The sequence below is a fragment of the Archangium sp. genome, from assembly GCF_036389735.1.
In the GTDB taxonomy this organism is placed as follows: Bacteria; Myxococcota; Myxococcia; order Myxococcales; family Myxococcaceae; genus Archangium.
The window spans coordinates 1-5,942 of record NZ_DASVWK010000608.1 but is presented as its reverse complement, the minus strand read 5'-3'; the positions used below and the strand labels follow the sequence as shown (position 1 = coordinate 5,942).

At 68.8% G+C, this 5,942-nt stretch carries 6 protein-coding genes; 2 read left to right on the top strand and 4 right to left on the bottom strand.

Annotated features, from left to right (window positions below; translation table 11 throughout):
• Nucleotides 1-72: 72 nt before the first annotated feature.
• Both VF794_RS21385 and VF794_RS21380 read right to left on the bottom strand, forming a co-directional pair.
• Nucleotides 73-1,122, bottom strand: a complete 1,050-nt coding sequence (locus tag VF794_RS21385) for a hypothetical protein (RefSeq protein WP_331113262.1) — start codon at nucleotides 1,120-1,122, stop codon at nucleotides 73-75.
• Nucleotides 1,122-1,670, bottom strand: coding sequence for a chalcone isomerase family protein (locus tag VF794_RS21380; protein ID WP_331113260.1), 549 nt, complete (start codon nucleotides 1,668-1,670; stop codon nucleotides 1,122-1,124). The genes VF794_RS21385 and VF794_RS21380 overlap by 1 nt, the downstream gene beginning before the upstream one ends.
• Nucleotides 1,671-1,897: 227 nt before the next feature.
• Here VF794_RS21380 and VF794_RS21375 point away from each other — a divergent pair, with 227 nt between their 5' ends.
• Complete coding sequence (locus tag VF794_RS21375) at nucleotides 1,898-3,298, top strand: M23 family metallopeptidase (RefSeq protein WP_331113259.1); 1,401 nt, start codon at nucleotides 1,898-1,900, stop codon at nucleotides 3,296-3,298.
• Here the strand turns inward: VF794_RS21375 and xdhC are convergent.
• Both xdhC and VF794_RS21365 read right to left on the bottom strand, forming a co-directional pair.
• Complete coding sequence (gene xdhC / locus VF794_RS21370; RefSeq protein ID WP_331113257.1) at nucleotides 3,295-4,053, bottom strand: xanthine dehydrogenase accessory protein XdhC; 759 nt, start codon at nucleotides 4,051-4,053, stop codon at nucleotides 3,295-3,297. The two genes, VF794_RS21375 and xdhC, sit on opposite strands and share 4 nt — an antisense overlap.
• A gap of 2 nt (nucleotides 4,054-4,055) precedes the next feature.
• Nucleotides 4,056-5,093, bottom strand: coding sequence for an ATP-dependent 6-phosphofructokinase (locus VF794_RS21365; RefSeq protein WP_331113255.1), 1,038 nt, complete (start codon nucleotides 5,091-5,093; stop codon nucleotides 4,056-4,058).
• A gap of 262 nt (nucleotides 5,094-5,355) precedes the next feature.
• Here VF794_RS21365 and VF794_RS21360 point away from each other — a divergent pair.
• The coding region (locus tag VF794_RS21360) for a glucosamine-6-phosphate deaminase (protein WP_331113253.1) at nucleotides 5,356-5,942 on the top strand (587 nt) is incomplete at its 3' end.

Sequence of the window (5,942 nt, the reverse complement as noted above, 5' to 3'; positions counted from 1 at the left end):
ATCCGTGAGCACCACCATGTTGGCCTCCTGGGCCCGTGCGAGACACGGCGCGTGGGCGGGCTTCTAGCACCCCTACGGCGGCGGTTGGATTTCCCGGACGGTGGCCTTCTTGTACCACTGCTCTCGGATGCCGTGGCCCCGCAGGATGATGAACGGCTCGGGGGCGGTGAGGCGCTGGTCGGCGCGAATCCGGCAGGTGGCGGCCACCTCCGCCGGGATGCTCCATCCGCCCGCGTCGACATGCTCGTGGGCCTTCTCCCAGGTGCCCCCGTTCACGCCATCGGTGAGGTCCAGCCACAGCTCTTGCTTCACCCGTCCGCCGGGCAGGTTGTAGGTGATGACCTTGATGCCCACCCAGGTGTTGCGCGGCAGCGAGTGGCCGCCCCACAGGGGCTTCGTCACCTGGGACGTGTAGGTGGGGTGCTTGAGCTCCTTCTGGAGGACCGCCCGGCCGTCGAAGCGCAGCGAGTAGGAATAGGCGTGTCCGTCGCAGCGCACGTCGAGTCCCTCCGCATTGCGTGTGGAGGCCTCCTGGTGGCCGTCCCGGGTGCGCGTCTGGAACTCGAAGCCGGTCGAGCCGGGGGTGCTGCTCAGCTCCGACACGCGCATCGCGTACACGGTCAGCTCGGTGTTGAGCCACGTCTTGTCCGGCGTGCCGATGTAGAAGCGGATCGTCTCTCCCGAGCTGCGCGCCGTCCCATTGCCGGGGATCTCCAGCGTGTGATCCGAGCCTCGGAGCAGGAACTCCGGGTCATACGGATCCTGCTGCGACACCTTCAGCGTGCGGGGATGCGCGTTCCACCGGGCGGCCCAGGTCCTGCCCTGGGGGACGGAGGGGTAGAGGTTGCGCGTGCCGAACACGTCGCGGTCATCGACCACGGGAGTGCCGCTGTCGGCCGATTCAGTACCGCCGTCCACGGGTTCAGTACCGCCGTCCGAGACCTCCACGTCGCCCGGAGGCACCGGGCGGCCCGGAGGCACCGGGTCCTCGGTGGGAGACGCGACGTCGGACGGCTCGGCGGGCAGTGGCTCCTCCAGCCAGGGCCCGGGGTCGGAGACGGCGGGGTCGCTGCAACCGGCGCTCAGCGCCAGCAGGAGGAGGACGATGTGCGGTGCGCGCATCAATGGGGGAAGATGGGGTGCATCGACAGCCAGGAGGTGAAGAGCGCGTCCGCGAAGGTCTTGCCGGGGATGCTGATGCCACCGGAGGCCGCGCCGGAGACGTGGAGCCCCCCTTCGGGGACGTAGGTGATGACGAGATCACCCTCCTCGTCCACGTCGCGCAGCGAGGAGAGCATCCGCTCCAGATCCCTCTGCATGGCCGCGCTGCGCATGGCGGGATTGCTGGAGAGGCCGTCGCGGAAGGCCTCCACGAGCTGGTCGCGCCGGATATCGCGCAGGAAGCGGAAGTGCAGCCGCTTGAGGCAGTTGGCCTCGATGGCCTCGGCCTTCCTGCTCGGCACCTGCTCCATGTACAGCGTCCAGACGTAGACCTTGAAGAAGAGCTTCTCCTTGAGCGCCATGTGGGCGAGCGAAAGCCGCCGCCCTTCCAGCGTGAGCGTGTCCGGCATCTGTACGCCGGCCACCTGCTTTGCCTCCGCTGTACCCGTGATGAACATCGCGCCCAGCACGAGCGCCCACACCCTCGCCGCCCACCTGTTTCGTGCCATGCCCCAGCCCCCACCCACCGAGTACGTGGAACGGTAGGCACGGGCGCTTCAGGCGCTAGCAGGCACACCGGGAAATGCCGGGAAGAAGACGTGAAGAGTGGTGCTCCTTGAATAGCGCGGCGCGGCACGACGAATTTTCTCTTTTCCTGATAAACCAGCTTAACTGTTTTAAGCGGATAGGGTAGGGTGCTCCTCGTACTCCCAACCCTTTGACGACGAGGCCGGCGATGAAGCGCATCGGTCCCCTTTTGTCCTGTGCGGCGATGCTGGTGGCCTGCGGGCCCCAGGAGAGCACGGAAGTTCCAGTTGGCCCCGTGGAGGTGGTGACGCAGCGGGTCAGCGACGAGGTCGCGGGCGTCTCCATCGACGTGCCGAGCGACTGGCGTGTTCAGAAGGACCCGGTGTTGTTCAACACCTATGGCTTCGCGCTGTTCGATCCGAGCGGTCCGAGCACGGGCGGACATGAGCGCTCGCCGGTGGCCCGCATCGCGCTGGCCTACCAGGTGAAGCCGGAGCAGATCGAGGGTCTGGTCCAGGATCTGATGAGCAAGTACCCGGAGTTCCCCCTGACGCGCACCGAGGTGGTGGTGGGCCAGGGCCTGCGGGGCATCGCGGTGAGCGGGTTGCCGGGCACGGACTCGTACTCGCTGGTGTACGTGGCGGATGGAGAGCGGGTGTACCGGATCGGCCTGTGGACGGAGGAGCCGGGGCTGGACAACCGGGCCCGGGGCGTCCTGGCCAGCCTGAAGTTCGAGCAGCCCAGGAAGACGGTGCAGTCGCTGAACCTGGTGCCCGTCGAGCAGGCCATGCGCGCCGAGCCCCCCGCGGAGCAGCTGGCCCTCAACAAGCAGGCGCAGGCCGAGCGCGCCATGAAGGTCGCCCTGGAGGGTGGCGAGCCCCAGCAGATGGAGGCCCCGGCTCCCGTCCATGCGATGCAGACGGCCTGCGAGTTCGGGCAGCCGGGCGGCATGTTCTGGCAGACGGTCTGGGACTACACCAACAAGTTCTACAGCGGCTACACGACCGTCTACTCCGGCACCTACTACAACCTCCGCCCCGGGGATCCGGGCTGGAGCGCCATGAGTGGCAACTACGGCAGCTGGTGGGGGCAGAACTACCACGTGCGCAAGTGCAACACCGGGCTGCTCAACCAGTTCTACGCCAACGACTGGCCGGCGCATAAGAACGCCAACGTGTACCCGGCCATCACCGGCACGGTGGAGTGGGCGGGCTGGGACTACTACGACAGCGAGGGTTACTACACGCTGGGCAACTACGTGGTGGTCCGCAACAACGGCTACCGGGCCATCATGGCGCACCTGACGAGCGTGGCGGTCTCCGCGGGCAACAGCGTCGGCATGAACACCATCATCGGCTACGCCGGAAAGACGGGCGGCCCCTGGGACGAGCACGTGCACTCGCGCGTGGCGTACGGCGAGTCGCGCACCTACAACGGCCAGCCCTACGGCGGCAGCATCGTGTGGCCCAACAAGCTGCGGTGCGTCGACTGCCGGGCGAACGATCCGGGTGACGCCGCCGGCAACGGGGACGGACAGTTCGACGTCAAGGACAGCTCGGGCGCGAAGTTCTACACGCGCTTCTACCACGGCCGCTGGATGCGCGGCTAAGCGCTCCGCCGCACGCGGATGAGCTCGCCGACGATGGAGACGGCGATCTCCCGCGGCGTCAGCGCGCCGATGTCCACCCCCATGGGCGAGTGCAGCCGCTGTATGGCGGCCTCGCCCACGCCCGCGGCGCGCAGGCGCATCCGGAAGCGCTCGGCCTTGCGCCGGCTACCAATCACCCCCAGGTACGCCGAGGGCTTGTCCACCAGCGCCTCCACCACCGCCTGGTCCAACGGGTGGTCATGCGTGGTGACGCAGAAGTACTGCTCGGGCCCGCCAGCCAGCGCGCGCGCATGGTCGGCCGGGTCCTTCACCAGCAGCTCGAGGCCGGGGAAGCGCTCGGGGTTGGCCCACTCGGGCCGGGCGTCCACCACCGTCACCCGGAAGCCCACCTGGTGCGCCAGCAGGGCCAGCTCCTTGGCCACGTGCCCGGCGCCGAACACCGTGAGCCGCGGCGGGGCTCCGTGCTTCTCCAGGAACACCTTCATCCGCCCCCCACAGCACATGCCCAGCTCGTGCGTGAGGTGCGTCTCGATGACGCGCGTCTGTTCCGGGGCCTCCAGCAGCGCCAGCGCGGCCTGGAGGATCTGATGCTCGATGGCGCCGCCACCCACGGTGCCCCGCAGGGTGCCATCGCCGAGCACCACCATCTTCGAGCCCGGCTTCTGCGGCGTGCTGCCGGCGCTCTCGATGACGGTGGCCAGCACGAACGGACGGCCCTCGCTCACGAGGGCCGCCATCTCCGCGTACAGGTCCATGCCTAGCCGAAGAAGACCTGGGCGACCTCGAAGAACTCCTGGGGCACCTTCTTGAGCTCCCGGGTGGCATCGGACAGGTCCACGCTGATGATCTCATTGCCCCGCAGCGCGGCCATCTTGCCGAACTTGCCCTGGGCCACCATGTCGCACGCATGGACGCCGAAGCGCGTGGCCAGCACGCGATCGTGCGCCGTGGGCGCGCCACCGCGCTGGATGTGACCCAGCACCGACACGCGCGTCTCGTAGCCCGTGCGCCGCTCGATCTCGTTGGCCACGATGGCGCCCACGCCACCCAGGCGGGGCCGGCCGGCCTCGTCCAGTGCGCCCGAGGTGACCAGGTGCTCCTGCTCGTCCTCGGCCGCCTTGATGCGCGTGCCCTCGGCCACCACGACGATGGAGAAGGAGCGCCCGGTGGAGTGCCGGTGCTTGATGTGCTCGGCCACCCGCACCAGGTCCGCGGGGACCTCGGGGACGAGAATCACGTCCGCGCCGCCGGCCATGCCCGCGTAGGTGGCGATCCACCCCACGTGCCGGCCCATCACCTCGCACACGATGACGCGCTTGTGCGACTCGGCGGTGGAGTGCAGCCGGTCGATGGCCTCGGTGGCGATGGTCACCGCGGTGTCGAAGCCGAAGGTGAAGTCCGTGCCGTTGAGATCGTTGTCGATCGTCTTCGGCACGCCGACGATGCGCAGGCCCTCCTGGGACATGCGCGTGGCGGCGGAAAGCGTGCCCTCACCGCCAATGGCGATGACGGCGTGGATTTCATTGCGCTCCATGGCCCGCTTCACCTTCTCCAACCCGTTCTCGACCTTGAACGGGTTGACGCGGGAGGTGCCCAGGATGGTGCCTCCGCGGTGGAGGATGCCGGAGGTGGTCTCGCGCGTGAGGCGGAAGTGGTTGTCCTCCAGGAGGCCCTTCCATCCGTCGCGCAGGCCCATCATCTCGAAGCCATGGGCGGAAGCCCGGCGGACGACGGCGCGAATGACTGCATTGAGGCCGGGGCAATCACCCCCGCCTGTAAGAACGGCGACTTTCATGAGGTGCCCTTCTAACGCACCTCTGGGGTGATTCATGCCGGAAGTTGACCCAAACCGCTCGCCAGCAACGGAGCCAGTCTGCCCACGGAGGGAGGGTGGACGGTCGGGCGGGCGAGGCGGGCGGGCGGGCGAGGCCCCAGTGGGCGGGAGACCCTACCTGGCTCGCGGTGCCTGTCTGGGCCGATGCGACGGGTGACACGCTGCTTTGTCGGGCAGAGGGCTTTCGTTATGCTGCGCGCCCCCTCACGCGTCGGGCCCCGCCTTGAACGTTCGTGTCTTCGCCACCGAGCAGGAAGCCGCGGCCGCCTGCGCGGCCCATGTCGCCGCCACGGTCCGGGAGAAGCCCTCATTGGTGCTCGGCCTGCCCTCGGGCCGCTCGCCCCTCAACGTGTACCGGGAGATGGTGGCCCTGCACCGGCGCGGGGAACTGGACCTGTCCCAGGTGACCACCTTCAGCCTGGACGAGTTTCTCGGCCTCCCGCCGGATGACGCGAGCAGCTTCCGGGCGTACATGGAGCGCCACCTCTTCCAGCACGTCAACCTGGCACCCGAGCGCATCCACTTCCTGGATGGGAGCGCGGAGCGGGCCGAGCGGGAGTGCGCCCGCTACGACGCCGAGCTGGGGACGGCGGGGGGCCTGGAGCTGGTGTTGCTGGGCATCGGGCCCAACGGGCAGGTGGCCTTCAACGAGCCGGGGGACAGCCTCCAGGCCGCCAGCCACCGGGAGCGCCTGTCGCGCGAGTCACGCCAGGCGGTGGCCTCCTTCTTCGGGGACGACGCGTCGCGGGTGCCAATGGCGGCGCTCACGCTGGGCATGGGGGCGCTGCTCCAGGCGCGCCGTGTCATCCT